General features: G+C 45.1%; 17 protein-coding genes. 1 reads left to right on the forward strand and 16 read right to left on the reverse strand.

Going from position 1 to position 17480, the window contains the following annotated elements:
• Positions 1–106 precede the first annotated feature (106 nt).
• From B3157_RS05470 to B3157_RS05545, 16 genes are all read right to left on the reverse strand, one after another.
• Positions 107–1069, reverse strand: coding sequence for an ABC transporter substrate-binding protein (locus B3157_RS05470; protein WP_099829892.1), 963 nt, complete (start codon positions 1067–1069; stop codon positions 107–109).
• A 36-nt stretch (positions 1070–1105) separates the two neighbouring features.
• Complete coding sequence (locus tag B3157_RS05475; RefSeq protein WP_214078519.1) at positions 1106–2080, reverse strand: ABC transporter permease; 975 nt, start codon at positions 2078–2080, stop codon at positions 1106–1108.
• Complete coding sequence (locus B3157_RS05480) at positions 2081–3574, reverse strand: sugar ABC transporter ATP-binding protein (protein ID WP_214060830.1); 1494 nt, start codon at positions 3572–3574, stop codon at positions 2081–2083.
• 11 nt (positions 3575–3585) lie between these two features.
• Complete coding sequence (locus B3157_RS05485) at positions 3586–4578, reverse strand: sugar phosphate isomerase/epimerase family protein (RefSeq protein WP_103134710.1); 993 nt, start codon at positions 4576–4578, stop codon at positions 3586–3588.
• Positions 4579–4593: 15 nt separating this feature from the next.
• Positions 4594–5757, reverse strand: a complete 1164-nt coding sequence (locus B3157_RS05490) for a Gfo/Idh/MocA family protein (protein ID WP_214060831.1) — start codon at positions 5755–5757, stop codon at positions 4594–4596.
• 323 nt (positions 5758–6080) lie between these two features.
• A complete protein-coding gene (locus B3157_RS05495) occupies positions 6081–7091 on the reverse strand; it encodes an ABC transporter permease (RefSeq protein WP_214059962.1) in 1011 nt (336 codons plus the stop codon).
• An 11-nt stretch (positions 7092–7102) separates the two neighbouring features.
• Positions 7103–8140: an ABC transporter permease gene (locus B3157_RS05500; RefSeq protein WP_214059963.1), complete on the reverse strand. Its 1038-nt coding sequence runs from the start codon at positions 8138–8140 to the stop codon at positions 7103–7105.
• A complete protein-coding gene (locus B3157_RS05505; RefSeq protein ID WP_214059964.1) occupies positions 8140–8994 on the reverse strand; it encodes an ABC transporter ATP-binding protein in 855 nt (284 codons plus the stop codon). Before B3157_RS05505 ends, B3157_RS05500 begins: the two co-directional genes overlap by 1 nt.
• Positions 8987–9613 (reverse strand): TetR/AcrR family transcriptional regulator, encoded by a 627-nt coding sequence (locus tag B3157_RS05510; protein WP_214059965.1) that lies wholly within the window; start codon positions 9611–9613, stop codon positions 8987–8989. The genes B3157_RS05505 and B3157_RS05510 overlap by 8 nt, the downstream gene beginning before the upstream one ends.
• A gap of 326 nt (positions 9614–9939) precedes the next feature.
• Positions 9940–10830, reverse strand: a complete 891-nt coding sequence (locus B3157_RS05515) for a substrate-binding domain-containing protein (RefSeq protein WP_214059966.1) — start codon at positions 10828–10830, stop codon at positions 9940–9942.
• Between the two features lie 27 nt (positions 10831–10857).
• Positions 10858–11823: an ABC transporter permease gene (locus tag B3157_RS05520; protein ID WP_214059967.1), complete on the reverse strand. Its 966-nt coding sequence runs from the start codon at positions 11821–11823 to the stop codon at positions 10858–10860.
• A gap of 5 nt (positions 11824–11828) precedes the next feature.
• Positions 11829–13322: a sugar ABC transporter ATP-binding protein gene (locus B3157_RS05525; protein ID WP_292589454.1), complete on the reverse strand. Its 1494-nt coding sequence runs from the start codon at positions 13320–13322 to the stop codon at positions 11829–11831.
• A 3-nt stretch (positions 13323–13325) separates the two neighbouring features.
• Positions 13326–14270 carry a ribokinase gene (rbsK, locus tag B3157_RS05530; RefSeq protein ID WP_214061080.1) on the reverse strand — a complete coding sequence of 315 codons (945 nt, stop codon included), beginning with the start codon at positions 14268–14270 and terminating at the stop codon, positions 13326–13328.
• Complete coding sequence (locus B3157_RS05535) at positions 14263–15111, reverse strand: BtpA/SgcQ family protein (RefSeq protein ID WP_214061081.1); 849 nt, start codon at positions 15109–15111, stop codon at positions 14263–14265. The genes rbsK and B3157_RS05535 overlap by 8 nt, the downstream gene beginning before the upstream one ends.
• A 69-nt stretch (positions 15112–15180) precedes the next feature.
• On the reverse strand, positions 15181–15624 hold the full coding sequence (gene rbsD / locus B3157_RS05540; protein WP_099829912.1) for a D-ribose pyranase: 444 nt from the start codon (positions 15622–15624) through the stop codon (positions 15181–15183).
• A 21-nt stretch (positions 15625–15645) separates the two neighbouring features.
• Positions 15646–16659 carry a LacI family DNA-binding transcriptional regulator gene (locus B3157_RS05545; RefSeq protein ID WP_292589458.1) on the reverse strand — a complete coding sequence of 338 codons (1014 nt, stop codon included), beginning with the start codon at positions 16657–16659 and terminating at the stop codon, positions 15646–15648.
• 375 nt (positions 16660–17034) lie between these two features.
• On the opposite strand from B3157_RS05545, the gene B3157_RS05550 reads away from it, so the two are divergent.
• Positions 17035–17478 (forward strand): PspC domain-containing protein, encoded by a 444-nt coding sequence (locus B3157_RS05550; RefSeq protein WP_214060355.1) that lies wholly within the window; start codon positions 17035–17037, stop codon positions 17476–17478.
• Positions 17479–17480: the final 2 nt, after the last annotated feature.

Raw genomic sequence — 17480 nt, forward strand, 5'->3', positions numbered from 1 at the left:
TTAAGTGATAAACTCAAGAAAAGGGATTTGACAATGCCTTTTGTCTTTACCAACAAAAAACCCGGAGATCAAAGATCTCCGGGAATATCTTGCTGACCCAAAAAATCTAGAATATCGAATCAGGTTCGTAGTAGAGTTCGGCGTTTTCAGCTGTAATAAGCTCTGCGGCGAGAATTATCTTAGAAGGAATCTGCTGCTGGTAGAATCCTTCCAGTGGATGGCCCCTCATTGCGAATACAGCCATCGAAATACCGGTAGCGATCATTGACGGCGGATATGTGACATCTGCTTTCACGAGAGGGTCATTGTCGATGATCTTCTTTATCATTTCCTTTGATCCAGCGCCACCGAGGAAGAGCTTGATATCATTTCTTCCTGACTCCCTGTAGGCTTGAAGAACTCCAACGAGAACGTCGTCATCCTGTGCCCAAACGGCGTCGATCTTTGGGTATTTCTGGAGATAGTTTTCCATGATTTCCAGTCCGCGGGCTGTATCCCAGTAAGCGGGCTGGGAATCGAGAATTCTTATGTCTGGATACTTAGCCATTACTTCATTAAATGCATCGACTCTTTCGCTGTTTATTACACATGGAATGCCTTCTAGAACCACTATATCGCCTTTGTAATCAAGAGCTTCTGCCATCCACTCGGCGGAGACCCTTCCAAGTCCCGGGTTATCGCCGGCAACGTACACGTTTTCGACAGGCTTGGTGAGACCTCTGTCGACGGAGACAATAAATACCCCGCTGTTGTACGCTTTCTCAACTATCGGCGTGAGTGGTTCGGAGTCATGAGCAAGAATTACAAGAGCATCGATGCCCTTTACCATGAGGTCTTCAACATCTCCAACCTGTTTCGCGGGTGAATCGGCAGTGACCAGGAAGAACTCAACATCGGGATCCTTTTCGTTCCAGTCCTTTATTGCCCTCTGTGCCCACCACACTATTCCACCTGTCCAGCCGTGATCTGCACTCGGGATGGCGACACCAATCTTAATCTTCTCGGCGGCCATTGCAAAAGCCGAGAGTACAAACACTACAAGGATCATGAGAACTAATGCCTTTTTCACAAAAAACACCTCCTATTTCCTTTGGCCCCAACGGGGTTATTGAGCTCTCTTTCTCTGTATCAAGACCGCGCCAATTATTACTACTCCCTTGACCGTTCCTTGCAGATACGGTGAGACTCCTAGCATGTTCAGCATGTTGTTTATTATTCCAAGAGTGATCGCTCCGATTACGGTTCCAAAAATCGAACCCGAACCACCTGTCATAGGTGTTCCACCGATTATGACTGCTGCAATGGCATCAAGTTCATAATTGAGACCGCCGTTAGTGGAACTCATAGAATTCAATCTGGCCGAGAGAAAGACAGCGGAGAATCCTACGGTTATTCCGACTGCTACGTATGACATAAATCTCGTTAGATTTACCTTTATTGCAGAATACTTTGCGACTTTCGGATTGGAGCCTACAGCACAAAGGTACCTACCATAACGTGTCTTATTGAGTATTATGGCAAAGACTACCGCAAGACTTATGAAAACGATAACGGGGTTCGGAATTCCTAGAATTCTCCCCATTCCAAGATCCGGGAAGAGCCTACTCTGCGATCTGAATACACCGGCACTTCCTATATACAACGCCATCGATCTGAATATGGCCATGGTACCTAGAGTAGCAATGAAAGGTGCTATCTTGCCAAGGGTGACCATCAATCCGTTAAGAGCTCCAAGTCCTGCACCGAAAAGCAGCCCGATGAGAAGGGCAAAGAATATGGCCCATGCTTCCCCGCCTGCACCAAAAACTCCCAGAAGCCAGTTCAGTGCAAGGATAACAATTCCACCGACCAGTGCAACCATCGAGCCGACCGAAAGATCGATTCCTCCCGAAATTATAACGAAGGTCATACCTAGCGCTATGATTCCAGTATAAGAAACCTGCCTCAAAATATTTAGAAGATTCTGAGTCTGAAGAAAATACGGGCTGGCGAAAGCGGATATCACGAACAGAATCGCAAGAGCTATTAACGGACCAAACTTCTCGTATTCGAATCGTCTACGGACATTCTCTCTTGCCATCTAAGCAACCCCCTTGAGTCCAGTGGCGTGAAGCATTATCTCCTCTTCGTTGATATGTTCTCCTTCAAGGATTCCCATAATCCTCCCTTCTCTCATAACGATCACGCGATTACACATGCCCATGATTTCTTCAAGTTCAGAGGAGATCAGAATACAGGATACACCTTCCCTAACTAGCTCGTTTATGAATCTGTATATTTCTCTCTTCGCGTTAACGTCAATTCCTCTTGTGGGTTCATCAAAGATGAATATTTCGGGCTCCGGATCGAGGGATTTGGCGAGAGACACTTTCTGCTGATTACCACCGCTGAAGAACTCCAGCCTCGTCTTCAGAGATGCTGCCCTGATGTTGAACTTGTCAACGTACTTCTTTGTCTTTTCCTTCTCCAACTTGTTGTTAATAAGTATCTTAGAGTAGGAAGGCAGTGAAATGAGAGTGGTGTTCTTTATCATGTCGAACGAAGTGAGAACTCCGCTTCCCTGGCGGTCTTCAGACAAGTAAGCTATTTTGTTCTTCACGGCATCGATAGGAGACCTAATCTCGACTGATTTTCCGTTGATGCTGATCTTGCCGGAGTCTTTCTTTCTGATACCAATGATCGTCTCGGCAAGCTCAGTCCTTCCGGCGCCCACCAGACCAGCAAAGCCGAGAATCTCACCTTTGCGAAGGCCGAAGGAAATGTCTTCCAGAAGGCCATGCAAAGATAGACCCTCAACTTCAAAGACAATCTCTTCAGAGGGTGAAACCTTCTTGGGAAAGACCTGGCTCAGTTCACGACCAACCATCCTCCTTGCCATTTCTTCTTCATCTGCCTCGTCAGTTTGACTGATGCTAATCGTCTTTCCATCTCTCAGAACCATAACCCTATCGCAGATCTCTTTGACTTCCTTAAGTTTATGAGATATGTAGATGATCGTGACACCGCTTTCTTTGAGATTTCTCATTAGGTCAAAGAGGGTCTCAATCTCATTTAGAGTTAAGACTGTTGTCGGTTCATCCATTATCAATAGCTTAGAATTAAAAGCAATTGCCTTTGCTATTTCAACCATCTGCTTTTGGGCTACGCTTAGCCTTTCAATCTTTTCCTCGGGATGTATTGATTTCTTGAGCTCCTCCAGAAGCGTGACAGTCCTTTTCTTCATCTCTCTCTTGTTAAGAAAGCCCTTACGAGTAATTTCGCTACCTAGAAAGATGTTTTCATAGACGTTGAGTTCGTTGATCAGATTGAATTCCTGTGGAATCATGGAGATGCCTATCGCTTTTGCATGCAAGGGGTCCTTGATATCTACTTCATTACCCTCAAAGAAGACCTTTCCCTCTGTGGGTGTGTAGATTCCACTGAGAATCTTGACAAGCGTAGACTTACCGGCGCCATTTTCTCCGATTATCCCGAAGATTTCTCCCCTGTTTATCTCGATGTCTATATTGTCGAGAACTCTAACCCCTGAGAATTCCTTTGAAATTCCTTGGGTCTTTATTAGGGCATCACCCATTAGGTCACTCCTCAACTTCTCATTGCATCGTCAAAAGCGACGTTTGAAGGCTCAAAGTCAACTTTTCTCACAAAATCGGCTGCTTCTTTCGCTCCGAACTCTCTTTCCATTCCACTGTCTTCCCATTCTACTGATAAGGGGCCGCTATAACCTATGTTATTCAGTTCTCTAATTATCTCTTCAAAATCAACGTCACCGTGACCGAGCGACCTGAAGTTCCATCCGCGTCTAGTGTCACCGAAGGTCATCATTGATCCTAAAATTCCGGCTTTGCCGTCGAGGGTCACTGCGGCGTCCTTCATGTGTACATGATAGATCCTTTCAGCGAAGTCCCTTACGAAAAGGTGGGGTTTGACTCCCTGCCAGATAAGGTGGCTTGGATCGAAATTGAACCCGAGCGTTTTTCTGTAATTGAATACTTCCAACAACCTCTTGGCAGTGTAATAATCGAATGCAATCTCAGTGGGATGAACTTCGAGAGCGAAGGTAATTCCTTCGGCGTCAAACTTATCGAAAATCGGCGTCCAGAGATCAACTATCTCTTGATAAGCATCTTCCACCATTTTCTCCGTTGTCTGGGGGAATGAATACCAGAACTTCCATACTGGAGAACCCGTAAAGCCGGTCACTGTGTAACAGCCCATGTTCTTCGCGGCCGTTGGTGCGTACATCATTTGCTCGATGCCCCATGCTCGAATCTTTTCGGGACTTCCTCCACAGCTTGCCGGTGCGAAGCCGTCAAGTCTGACATCGTACAGATCACCTACACATTGCCCCATTAGGTGTGCTCCGATGGCCCAGCACTTCAGATTGTGTTTTTCGAGGATTCGCCTTCTTTCATCGACGTACTTTGGATCCTTCGCAGCCATTTCGAGATTCATATGATCGCCCCAACATGCTATCTCCAAACCATCATATCCCCATGAACTGGCCTTTTCACAGATTTCTTCGAAAGTGAGATCGGCCCACTGGCCTGTAAATAATGTAACTGGTCTTTTTCCCATGTCAAAACCTCCTGACTACAGATCTACCCAGACGCTTCCCTTCTGGGAGCTCTCGACTGCTTTTCCAATGAATCTAACTCCTGCCAGACCGTCCTCTACTGTGGGGAAGTCGGCGTCAGACAGATCTTCCCCATTTTTCTTTTTTATAAGAGTCGTTGCGAAATTCCTGTATATGTTCGCAAAAGCTTCGTAGTAACCTTCTGGATGTCCCGCAGGTATTCTGGAGATGTTTGCCGCAGACGGGAGCATGTAACCTCCGCCTCTAGAGAGTATCTGAACCGGCCCTCCTACATATGCTACCTTCAGGTAGTTTGGATTCTCCTGTTCCCATTCGATTGAACCTTTGCTTCCGAATATCCTTATCTTCAGGCCGTTGTCATGTCCTACTGCAACCTGTGATGCCCAGAAGACTCCTCTAGCCCCATTGTCGAACCTGACGAGAATCTCTGCGTTGTCATCCAAAGTTCTTCCGGGAACGAATGAGTCAAGACTGGCACAGATGGACTTTAGCTTCAACCCCGTAATATAAGAAACAGTGTTTTCAATGTGACTGCCAATATCACCGACACAGTTCGACTTTCCCGTCTGAGAAGGATCTGTTCTCCAGGAAGCCTGCATATTACCAGTATCTTCCAACCTTGTTGCCAGCCAGTCCTGAGCATATTCGCCCATGACAACTCGGACTTCTCCAATATCGCCCCTACGTACCATTTCTCTGGCATGTTTGACCATTGCATAACCGGAATAAGCGTAGGTGACCGCAAAGAGAAGATTCTTCTCTTTCGCAAGAGCCGCCAGCTCTTTTGCTTCTGATTCATCGACAGTAAGAGGTTTCTCACAAACAACGTTAATATCTGCTTCGAGAAATTCCTTTGCGATTGGGAAGTGAGTAGCATTTGGGGTGCAGATACTCACAAAGTCTATTCCATCTTCTCTAGCAGACTCTTTGGAGGCCATTTCCTTGAAATCTTTGTAGACTCTATCGTCAGAAACACAGAGTTTCTTCGCGGTTCTAACTGTGTCGTCGTAATAGATCGAGAAACAGCCAGCAACAAGCTTTGCAAGACCGTCCATCGCTATTGCCTTTCTGTGAACGTCGCCAATGAAAGATCCCTCGCCACCGCCTACCATGCCATATCTTAACTGACCCGCGGAGGAGACTTCTTTGCCTTCAATCATATTACTCACCTCTCGTCTATATTGAATCTCACAGATGTAGTACGAAGAAAAGGGCGAATTTCCCCTATTCTCTAAAATTATAGCTAAAATGGAACTCAATTCTTGCATGATAATTTGGCAAAGTAGCGGGAGGAAAACGGAAGAATTTTGTGAGAAACAGCATTGGATTCCACTGTTTTCACTATACGGAGGATAATCATCCCAGATCGTTCCTGGAGCGCTTAGAAGAGTGTCGTAACAATAATCGATAGATGCCTTTAATTTTTTGCCCCATAAAAATATTTAAGTGAAAAATGAAAAACGAGCGGGATGCGAACCCCGCCCTAATTGAGGTAAGTTTGAAGTCCTTTTTTGATTCTGCTCTTCATTAGAATGAATATTACGGCAGTTGTCGCGCAGATCCAAAGGATCTGGAGGGCGAAGCTGGCCCAGTTTGAACTCTGATTCAGAATATCTCTCAACGAAACGAATGACCAATAGGTCGGTGACCAGTAGAATATGATCTGTGCTCCTTCTGGAAGGATGAAAGCAAGAATTACGGGCATTAAAAGCAGCCAACCGCTGATCTTCATGTTTGCAATCCCGCTCATCTGTGATGAGGACATAACGCCGATAAGGAAACCAACTACGACTCCAATTATTGAACTAGTAATGGTTACGATAATCAACTTAAGAAGATCAATGCCGGGTATGTCGAAAATCAGAACGGCAAGCAGTGCATGGACAAGAGGGATCAGCACACCCAGAATGCTTCTGCCGAAAATGAGTTCATTCTTTGTGATAGGAGTTACCATGAGAGCCCTCATGGCTCCGGACTCTTTCTCTTCTATTATGTTGAATCCTATAATCATACCGCCAAGAACAAAAGAAATAATGACTACAAAGCTGAAACCAAATACAGTGATCGGAGGAACGAGTCTTCCTCTATCGCTCTCCTCCACTTCGAGCGATCTCCATACATCGAATTGAATTCCAGACAGAATTAGTTTCGCAGCTTCTTCGATTTCTTTCGATTCATTTCCTTGAAAAACGAGGTTATATGATTCTCCGTCATAATATAGGCCGACAACATCGCTCGTGCCTCCGACTCTTTCTTTCAATTCAGCTTCAGATATAGCGAATTCAATATCGCCGAACTTCTTTAAGGTCTCCGCAGTCTCTTCCTGTTCGCTGATAGTAACGAAATTCAGAGAAAGGTTTTGAAACCCGGGCGTAATTACTCTGAAGAAGAATGAAAAAATGATTGGAGCAAGTAGTATGTATATTACCATCTTATCCCGGCTACCATTTACAACATCGATTCTGAAGATATTAAATATTCTCTTAATGCTCATCTCTCTACCTCCTAACCTTTTCTCAGTCGGAGTTTGTAGGTGGTTACTGCTATCAAAAAGGCAGCAACTGCTTCAATTGTCACCAGGACAACGGCGGACGTCTCAACATAACCTAGCTCGGGGAATACAGCGGCCTTCAAGGAGAAGAGAATTGGATAGGTTGGGAGGACTCTCAAGTACCAGGGAGAAAACCCATCCAGAAAATATGAAAGCATTGGCAGAGAGAAAACAACTGTGAGTGCGAGCATTGCTGCCATCGATTGTGAAAGATTCTTGTAGAAACTGGCCGCAATTAGTGAGACGGATGATGAAAGAAAACTTCCGACGGCAACAACTACAATGAGCGGAAGGAAACTCGCTTTTAGGCCTACCGTTAGAGGGGTGAGTATCAGTGTGAAGATCACTCCCAAGATTACCAGAAGAATTACCTTTGCCCCCAGATATTCCCAGATTTTTCCCGGAGTAACTGAGTACGCATGCAGAGTGCTCTGTGATTTCTCACTAAATATCATTGCGAATACCATTATCATACCCATCATTACTGCTTCAAACATGAGGAATACCGGAAGAAAGGATTTGTTCAAAGGAATCTCTGCTCTTGTCTCCTGTATCTCCTGTAGGTATTCAACGTTGCTGTCGGAAATTGAGTTGAATGACCCGGCAAGATAACTCGATACAAGGAGTTTCAAGAATTCTCTTGTCTCAGCGGTTTCGTGACCCTGGAACACGAGCTCTACTGATGGATAAGACCGGTCCCCTCCTATAACAATACCGATGCTATTGAAATTTCTGTTCATCATTTTGTCAAGTTCTTCCCGATCTTTTGCGAATGAAAGCGAAATCTCAGTGTCTTCTTCGATGAGCCCCATAGTAGTAGCCAACTCTTCCTGTTCTACCATTAGGACTAGTTGTGTGTCAGTTGAGAGATCTTCTGGAATCAAGAAAGTCATTAACAGAAAGTAGGCGACTGCCAACCCTACTGTAAGCAGAAAGAAGTGGCTTCGCCAGCCGAGTTTGATCTCTTTCAGCGTGTTAGTGAAGAGTCTCATTATCTCAACTCCTCTCCCGTTGCTTTTATAAATATCTCTTCGAGAGTGGCCTCCTTAGAGTGAATCGTCTCGATTACTTCAGAGTTGAGCAGAGAATTTAGTCTTTCTCTGTCAGCCGGATGGGTCAGCGAGATCTTTTCCTTTCTTAGTGAACCATTCGCTTTGTACTCGACTTCTACCAGACGTTTCCCGTACTTCAGTTTCAGGTTCCTTGGAGAGTCGATGAGGGAGATCTCTCCAGAAACTATAAATGCCACTCTATCACACAGTTCATCTGCTACATGCATGTTATGAGTCGTTAGGAATATCGTGGTGCCTTCCGTGTTTTTTTCTTTGATAACCTTTCTTATTGATGAGGAAGTCGAGGGATCGAGCCCCGATACGGGCTCGTCAAGGAACCAGATCTTCGGATTGTTAATGAGAGAACGGGCAAAGACAAGTCTTTGCTGCATTCCCTTCGAGTACTCCCCTGCCTTCTTTTTAGCAGCTTCTTTGAGACCGACCATTTCCAGTAAATTCATTGGATCTGCTGTGGGTACATCATAAAGGCTAGCAAAGTATTCAAGGTTTTCGAGACCCGTTAGCTTGAGATAAAGATTTGGATTTTCGAAAGATACGCCGATCCTGTTATAGAATTCTGAGGTGGTTTTTGAAACATCTACATCCATAACCCTTGCAGAGCCCTTCTGGAGGGGTAGCAGGCCGGTCAATATCTTTTGGGTTGTCGACTTTCCTGCCCCGTTAGGACCCAAGAAGCCGAAAACTTCACCTTCTTTTACTTCAAATGAAATGCCCTTTACCGCATATTCCGTATTTCTACTGTACGAATAATATAGGTTATTGACTTCAATCATAGTCTTCTCTCCTTTTCATGCCGTATTCGAGCAGCTTGATAAGTGAAAGATACTTATCTCTTGCTCGTTCTGAAAGCATTCCTTCACTGTCGGATCTGACCATTTCGCTCAGCGAGAGCATAAAGGCAGTGATGAGCTTCGCAGCCATTTCTGGATCGACCCACTCAGCGATCTCACCGGTATCTTTTCCCCGTTTAATCAAAGAACTGATCAGGTCGTTGCTTGAGGGAGAGTACTCTCCCAGGATTTTGTTCATCAATGATTTGTTTGCGACCAAATCATCGCTGATTTTTGAAAGCCGGGGATCATCTTCGGCCATCTTGATTGCGGCTCCAACCATAATTCTCAGAATTTCGAAAATGCTTGATCTCTCAAGAGAGTCTCTTATACCGGTCATCATCTGCATCTTCTTTTCGAAAACAATGTCCAGTATATACTTGAAGATATCACTCTTGTCTCTGAAGTACTGATAAAAACTACCTTTAGGAATAGAGGATTTTCTTACTATTTCATTTACCTTGGCGTTTTCAAAACCATTCTCGGCAAATTCATCTACGGCTGCTTCGATTATTCTTTCCTTCTTTTCGTCAGGCAAATTGAAAAATGTCTCTGTAGGCATCTACTCACCTCCTAATGACCAGATAGTCATATGACCGATCAGTCATATTATACATTACCAGACACACCTTTCGCTAACATGACTGAACGGTCATGTTAAGTTGAGATTAAAGGAAAGGTCCAGAATCAAGCCGATTTCGCTAGATCTCATGAAGGGTCTCTTATCACACTTGGTACAGAATCTGAAGCTAACTGCACAAGATCAAAAGAAGCGAATAATCAGTTGGCTTTGCTTTGATATATTACTTATCATTCGTGATAGATGAAGAGTCACCGAAGAATAAAAAAAGAGAGCGGCATCTCGCCGCTCTCCAAGGAAATTGCAGCTTACTCAAGAACGTCAATAGTTATTAGTTTCAGTGGAATGATAACCTTTGGTTCGACGCTTGCACCGTTGATGATTCTCTGAGCCGCAATCACTGCCATTTCCATCTGCAGGTAGGGCTGCTGCTGAACTGTTGCAATCATTTCTCCAGCCTTAATTGCAGCAATTGCATCGTCAGTCGCATCGATTCCGACGATCTTGATTTCATTCAGCCTTCCTGCGGCAATCGCCGATCTTACAGCACCCAGAGCCATTTCGTCATTGTGGGCGTAAATTCCATCCAGAACAGGGTTCCCCTGTAGAATGTCGTCAGCGACTCTAGCGCCTTCTTCCCTTGAGTAATTTGCTGTCAGTGATGCGACGACTTCAATACCGGGGTACTTCTTCATCTCGTCCATGAAACCGGCTTGCCTGTCTACTGACGAGGGCGCACCGGGAATTCCCTCAAGAATCGCAACTCTGCCTTTTCCGTCAAGAGCCTCTGCCATGGCGACTGCGGCCAGCATTCCGGCTTCTTTATTATCAATATCAAGATGCTGCGCCACAACTCCTCCATTCGAAGGTCTTGTAACTGTAATTACCGGGATTCCGGCTGCATTTGCTTCAAGAACTGCCGAGACTATTGCATCTGAATCAACTGGATTGATGATAAGTACATCAACCCTTCTCGTTATTAGATCTTGAATCTGAGCAAATTGAGTTTCCGGTTTGTCCTGTGCGTCTAGAACGATCAGTTTCAACCCAAGTTCACTTGCCTTTGCCTCTCCACCCTCTTTCATGGTTACGAAAAAGGGATTCGCCAGCGTGGAAACTGAGAATCCAATGGTCTTGGCCGCAAGGCCAGTTAGTGCCAGCAATCCAACCATCAAAACTACCAAAAGCATTCGTTTCATGTTACCCCTCCTTTTTGATAGGTAATCTTAATCACTACGTTTTGCCAGTACGGCAACGAGTATTATGACTCCTTTAACGATTTGCTGGAAGAACGATGAAACTCCAACTAGATTCATTCCATTATCAATAACACCTATTACCATGGCTCCCAGGAGTGTACCCAACACGGTTCCCACTCCTCCTGAAAGGGAGGCTCCGCCAAGTATCACCGCAGCGATGACATTCATCTCAAGCCCTTCTGCAGCGTTCGGTTGCGCCGATAGCAATCTGGAAGTTATGAGAATGCCACCAAGGGCGCTCGTGAGGCCGGAAATTGCGAAAGCAAGCACCCTGTACTTCTTGACAGGAATTGCTGATAACCTGGCAGCTTCTTTGTTAGCTCCGATCGATTTAACATATATACCATGTTTGGTTTTGTTCAGTACAAAGAAGGCAAGAGCGAAGACCCCGGCGGCAATAATCGTTGATACCGGCACTGGACCGAGATAACCAGCGCCCATTATACCGAAATTAACCGGCAATCTAGATATTGGTTTTCCTCCCGTCCACACTAGCGCTACTCCTCGCGCAATTCCCATCATTGCAAGCGTTACTATGAAGGATTGAACTCTTCCGTAGACGGTGAGAACGCCATTTGTAAGCCCTATACCGATTCCCATAGCCAATCCCGCAATCATAGCAATAAATATTGAGCCCGTAGCGGTCAGAACCGCTGCGGTTGCAACTCCTACCAATGCCGCGGAAGAACCTACAGAAAGATCTATCTCTCCAGTTAGGATGACGAAGGTCATTCCGATGGCGACTATTAGGGTTATCGACACCTGCCTGGTTATATTGAGCAGATTTCTGGAATTGAAGAAGAAGGGAGATATCACTGAGAAGACTACCATCAGGATCACAAGAATTAGAATCAGTCCCAACTCTCCTTTGAGCATCTTCAGAAATTTTGCCCAAAACGCAGATCTATCCGTTTTCTCGATATTCTTTTCCATCTGCCCTAACCTCCAAGTGCCAGTGTCAATAACTGCTCTGTTGACGATTCTTTACCGACTAACTCTCCTACTATTTCACCCTTTCTTATAACAAGTATTCGATCACAGATCGCACTCATCTCCCTGAACTCAGAAGACATTATTAGAATTCCCGTGCCACGGTCGGCAAGATAATTTATCAGAGAATAGATCTCAGTCTTTGCGCCAATATCGATTCCGCGGGTCGGTTCATCTAGAATCAGGATATCGGGTTCACCGCATAGCCACTTCCCAATAACTACTTTCTGTTGATTACCGCCGGAAAGATTTTGGACTGCCATCTTTATGTCTAGCGGACGTACTCTCAACCTTTCACATGTATCCTTTGCGAGCTGCGATTTCTTCTTGTTGGAAACTACCCCTTTGCTAATGGCAAGATCGATATTTGCAACACAGATATTGTGCTCTACGTTAAGCCTTAGAAAAAGACCTTGGCCCTTTCGATCCTCAGGGATGAAGGAAATGCCGCGTTTCTTTGCATCATCAGGCGACTTCAGACTTACGGCCATGCCTGCGATCGAAATATTACCCTGCACAGACCTGTCGGCTCCGAAGAGTCCAAGTGCTATCTCACTCTTTCCAGAGCCAATTATTCCAGTAATTCCCAGTATCTCCCCTTTTCTCAGAGAGAAGTTGATTGGAGCAAACATCTTTTCTGTTCTGAACTCTCTCACTTCAAAGAGCATCTCTTCTGATGAAGTCCCTTCTCGAACGGGGAACTCCTCTTTGAGCGTTCTTCCCAGCATTGATTTTACAAGCGTTTTCAGATCTACCGAACGAATGTCGAATGTTCCAGCGTTCTGGCCGTCTCTTAATACAGTCGCCCTATCACAAACGCGAAAAACCTCATCTAGGTGGTGAGATATGTAGATCATGTTTACTTCTTTCTTCTTCAGGTCATCCATGATTTTGAAGAGTGTGTCAATTTCCGCTCTGCTCATACCGGTTGTAGGTTCATCCAGAAGAAGAATATTCGCATTGATAGAGAGAGCTTTGATGATTTCTATTATCCTTTTCTTGCCAAGTCCCAAATCGCCCACAAAAGCACTCGGATCCACAGCAATTGCAAAGGAGGAAAGATACTTTGCCGCTTTATCCAGAAGCTCTCTCTTTTTGATGGAGCCAAAGAAAGACTTTGTTGGCTCGTGGCCAAGGAAAATGTTTTCAGCAACCGTAAGAGAGTCCACCAGACTAAGCTCCTGATATATTGCGCCGATTCCTTTGTGCCTAGCATCGACAGGGTCTTCGATCGTCACACTTTTCCCTCTCACTTGAATCGATCCGGAATCCATTTTGTGGACACCGGTAAGGATTTTGATTAACGTTGATTTTCCAGCGCCGTTCTCCCCAAGAAGCGCGTGAACTTCGCCCTCGGCAAGTTCGAAACTTACATCTTTCAGTGCGTGTATACCTCCAAAAGATTTATGGATTCCTTCGAGCTTCAGCACAGTTTCAGGCACTTCTTACACCCGCTTTCCTAGCAAATCCCGTACGCTCTCTGACGAAGGGATAGAAGTCTGAGCACCGGAAATTGTTGTACTTAACGCTCCAGCTGCATTTGCCCATGCTAGAGACTGTCTCAGGCTTTCACCTTTTGAAAGGGCTGCCGCCAGCGCTCCGGAAAAAACATCTCCAGCAGCAGTAGTATCAACGCAGTTAACTTTGAAGGGATCAAGCTCTATAAAGCAGTCTTCATCGAGGCCCACGATGCCCTTTTCGCCCAGAGTAACTATCGGCAATCTGAAACCCAGCAGCCTAAGTTTCTCAAGAGCATCACGTGCCGACTCTTTATCACGTACTTCTATACCGGTGAGTATCCTCGCCTCCGTTTCGTTTGGTTTTATGAGATGAACCAAAGATGCAATGGAATCGGGAAATCCCTGTCTTGGGGCAGGCGCAGGATCGACAATGGTAAACATGCCTTTCTCGTGAGCGATTTCTATTGCCCTGTAGATAGTCTCTTCTGCTATCTCCATTGTTAGCAAAAGAATTCTTCCCGATTGGAAGAGATCCGAGTTCCTCTCTACATCAGCGGGAGAGAGTAATGCGTTGCTGCCTGGAGTGAATGAAATCGAGTTCTGGCCCTTCTTATCAACTCGTATCATTGCTATTCCGGCTGTTCTTTCGGGATCTCTGAGAATTCTGGAAGTGTCGACTCCCTTTTCACTCATCAAATTAACCAACTCTACGCTGAATCTGTCACCGCCGAGTTTAGTGAACATCTGAACCTTGGCGCCATTCATTGCAGCCGCGACCGCCTGATTGCCACCTTTACCGCCCGGATAGGTACTGAAGTTGTCCGTAAGAACTGTCTCACCTGGCTCTGGAAGGCTGTCCATTACCATAACAAGATCCATATTCATACTTCCCATGCACAGAATCTCTCCGTTGAAGTCGAAATCAACCATCTTTAGCCTCCCTTCGAAGAGACTCGACACTTTTCATGAACTTCTTCACTCTGTCGGGATCCACAGGATTCTTCCAGTTGTTGTCTTTCTTGAAGTAACTGCCAACAATCGCTCCATCAGAAAATTTCAGCAACTCACTCGCATTAGCTTCCGTTAGGCCGCTGCCGATTATTACGGGAACGCCAACGGTATCGCTGAAACTCCTTACTTTCTCAGCATCGGGTGCTTGTCCTGTTTCAAATCCAGTAACTATTAGTACTTCTGCGCCTTCAGACTCTGCATCGTGGGCCTGTTCCTCCACACTTCTGTCTGAAATGATGAAATGGCTTCCATGCTTGACATTGACGTCGCACATGAACTTGACGTCTTCTGCGCCGAGGAGTTTTCTGTATCTTGCGAGTTCTGCCCCGATACCTTCTGTCAAACCGGCGTGAGAAACATATGCATTCACCCATTCGAAGACTCTTATCCATCTGGCTCCTGCTGCAACAGCCGCTGCAAGCGAAACCTTCCCTCCATTGAGATGGCAGTTCACTCCCACTGGAATTCTGACGGCTTCCCGAACCTTCTGAGTCGCCACTGCCAGGGCTGCTGAGGTTTCATGACCGATCTTCTCACCCTTGAGATAAGGGAAGTCCCAGATATTCTCTATTTGAAGTCCGTCGACGCCGCAATCCTCCATGGTTATTGCCTCTTCAACGGCGATCTTGAGTATTTCCTTCATTCCAAACCTGGCAGAATCATATCTTGGCGAACCTGGGAGGGGACGCAGGTGTATCATTCCAATAATGGGTTTATCGATTTCGAATATTTCTTCAAGAACTTCCTTGTTTCTTTTCACGATTACCACCTCTCTGTCTTTCGGCGCAGCTGCAAAACAGTATCCTTGATCGATGAATAGAGAAAATATCTAGAAATCTACTCCGGAAACGAGTATGATGTTCGCGTAGGGAGTGAACTCTCCTGTCTTCACGAATACTTTGACTTCTTTGCCTTGGAGACTGCCATTTAGAACTAGATCCTTAAATTCTGGATGAGGGATATTCTCCTCTACTATGTCGTTCCCCTTGTTCTTGATTTGCGAAACAATTTCCTTCAGTTGTGAATAGATTTCGGGGCTTACCGATTTGGTTTCGTCAGCAATAATTACCTTCTCGATTTCAAGTTCCTCGAGTACGACCTTAACGACATCTACGAACCTGGGGAGATCCCTTCCTACCGATACATCGATGCAAATTGTGTTTTCGTGCCTTGGAAATGGAAACCCTCTGTCTGTAATAACTAACATGTCGCCGTGGCCAAGTCTTGCCACTTCTCTTGCAAGATCGTTGTGAAGAATACCCTTTGTCTTCATTCTTTCACCTCCATTGATTTGTCATATTTCAGTTGATTCCCTCACTATAAGCTGTGAATCCAGCTCTATCTTTCTCGTGTGGACATCTTCACCACTCTGCTTCTTCATTATCTTCTCAAGAAGCAACTTCATTGCTGCCCTTCCGGCTTCATACTTCGGCTGATTCACAGTCGTCATCGCCGGGATTACTAGTGACGAGTAAAGAACATTGTCAAACCCCGCGATGGAGATATCTATCGGAATCTTTAAACCATGCTGTTTTGCTGCCTCGATTGCCCCCCACGCCATCATGTCATTCCCGGCAAAAACAGCAGTAGGTCTGTTCTTAAGTTTCAATATTTTCTGCTTCATTATCTTGAATCCGTCTTCATATTTGAAGCTACCGTAATAGATTCTTATATCTCCTTTGCGTATTCCATCTCTCTCGAGCTCGCTGCAGAATCCCTGAAGCCTTCTTACTGCGCTGGGCACATCTCTTGGCCCTGCTATGCAGGCGAATCTTTTGTGGCCTTTGTTTAGTAAGTGTCTGGCTAATTGAGCAGAACCTTTGAAATTATTCGTGTAGATTACGTCAATTAGTGGATTCTCGATTGTGAGATGCCTGTCAAGAATCACCATGGGCATTCCATCTGAGAGATCTGCTAGAAGCCCCTCTTCCATTCTGGGCGCAACATTGATCACACCATCAACTCCGTGGCCAAGGAAGGAAATCAACGTCTCTTCTTCTCTGTAACTCTTTCCGTCGCTGTTGCAAAGAAACATCTGATAATCGTGATCGAGGGCAATGCTTTCCACGCCTCTTGCAATTTCTGCGAAGTACGGATTAGTTATATCTGGAACCAGAAGTCCAACCAGGAATGACTTTCGAATTTTCAGACTTCTTGCAATTTTACTTGGTCTGTACTGAAGGGCGTTTATGGATTCAAGGACAGTGCTTTTTAGTTCAGGACTCACGAACTTCTTCCCAGATATTACGTTTGACACTGTGGCGACCGATACTCCAGCATGTTTGGCAACATCTTTCATATTAGCCATTTCATCGACCCTCACTCGATTTCTAGTTAAACGTTTAGTTAATCGTTTAACTACAGTGTATCATCCATGAACTTGTATTCAAAACCCAGTCATGTTTGAATGAAAGCAGTTATCTTTGAAGGAGGGTGATTAAAATAGTTTTGCTTAGAAAATCGCAAGTATTCAACGCGGAGCCTGCTTGTTTCTGACCAGTGGGAGCTGGCGCCATGATTGGATAATCTGAATGTTTGGCTTTGCAGAAGCGAAAAACTATTCACACGAAAACTGTTCGAAATCGCATTCGGCTTAGTGTTTGTGGAAATTGATCAGATTGTATTATGATGTATGAGTTTTTTGTAGTATTATTGCACAGAAGTCATCGTGGGAGGTGGTTATGTGAGCTTAGAGAAGAGGCTTTACAAGTCTAGAAAGGACAAAGTGATAGACGGTCTGGCTGCAGGAATAGGGGAGTATTTAGGAATCGATCCGGTGATCGTAAGATTGGTCTTTGTTGCACTTGTTTTTGCAGGTGGAGCCGGTTTGTTGATTTATATCATCGGCATGTTCATAGTGCCGAGGGCTCCAATCAACAAAGAGAACAATGTTGTGATAATGGATGAGGAGGGTAAGCCGATAGAAGAGGGAGAGAAAGAGGTGCTTTCGGATGACAAAAGCAAGCTGATTATTGCTGGGCTTCTCATTGTTTTTGGCATAGCACTCTTGTTGGGGTCATTCACTCCCTGGAACATTTTCAGCGGGATATTCTGGAAGTTTGTTATTGGAATAGTATTGATAGCAGGTGGAGGGTTCGTAATCTATAAGTCCGTAAGCAGGAGCTGATT

The organism is Mesotoga sp. UBA5557 (assembly GCF_002425715.1).
Classification (GTDB): domain Bacteria; phylum Thermotogota; class Thermotogae; order Petrotogales; family Kosmotogaceae; genus Mesotoga.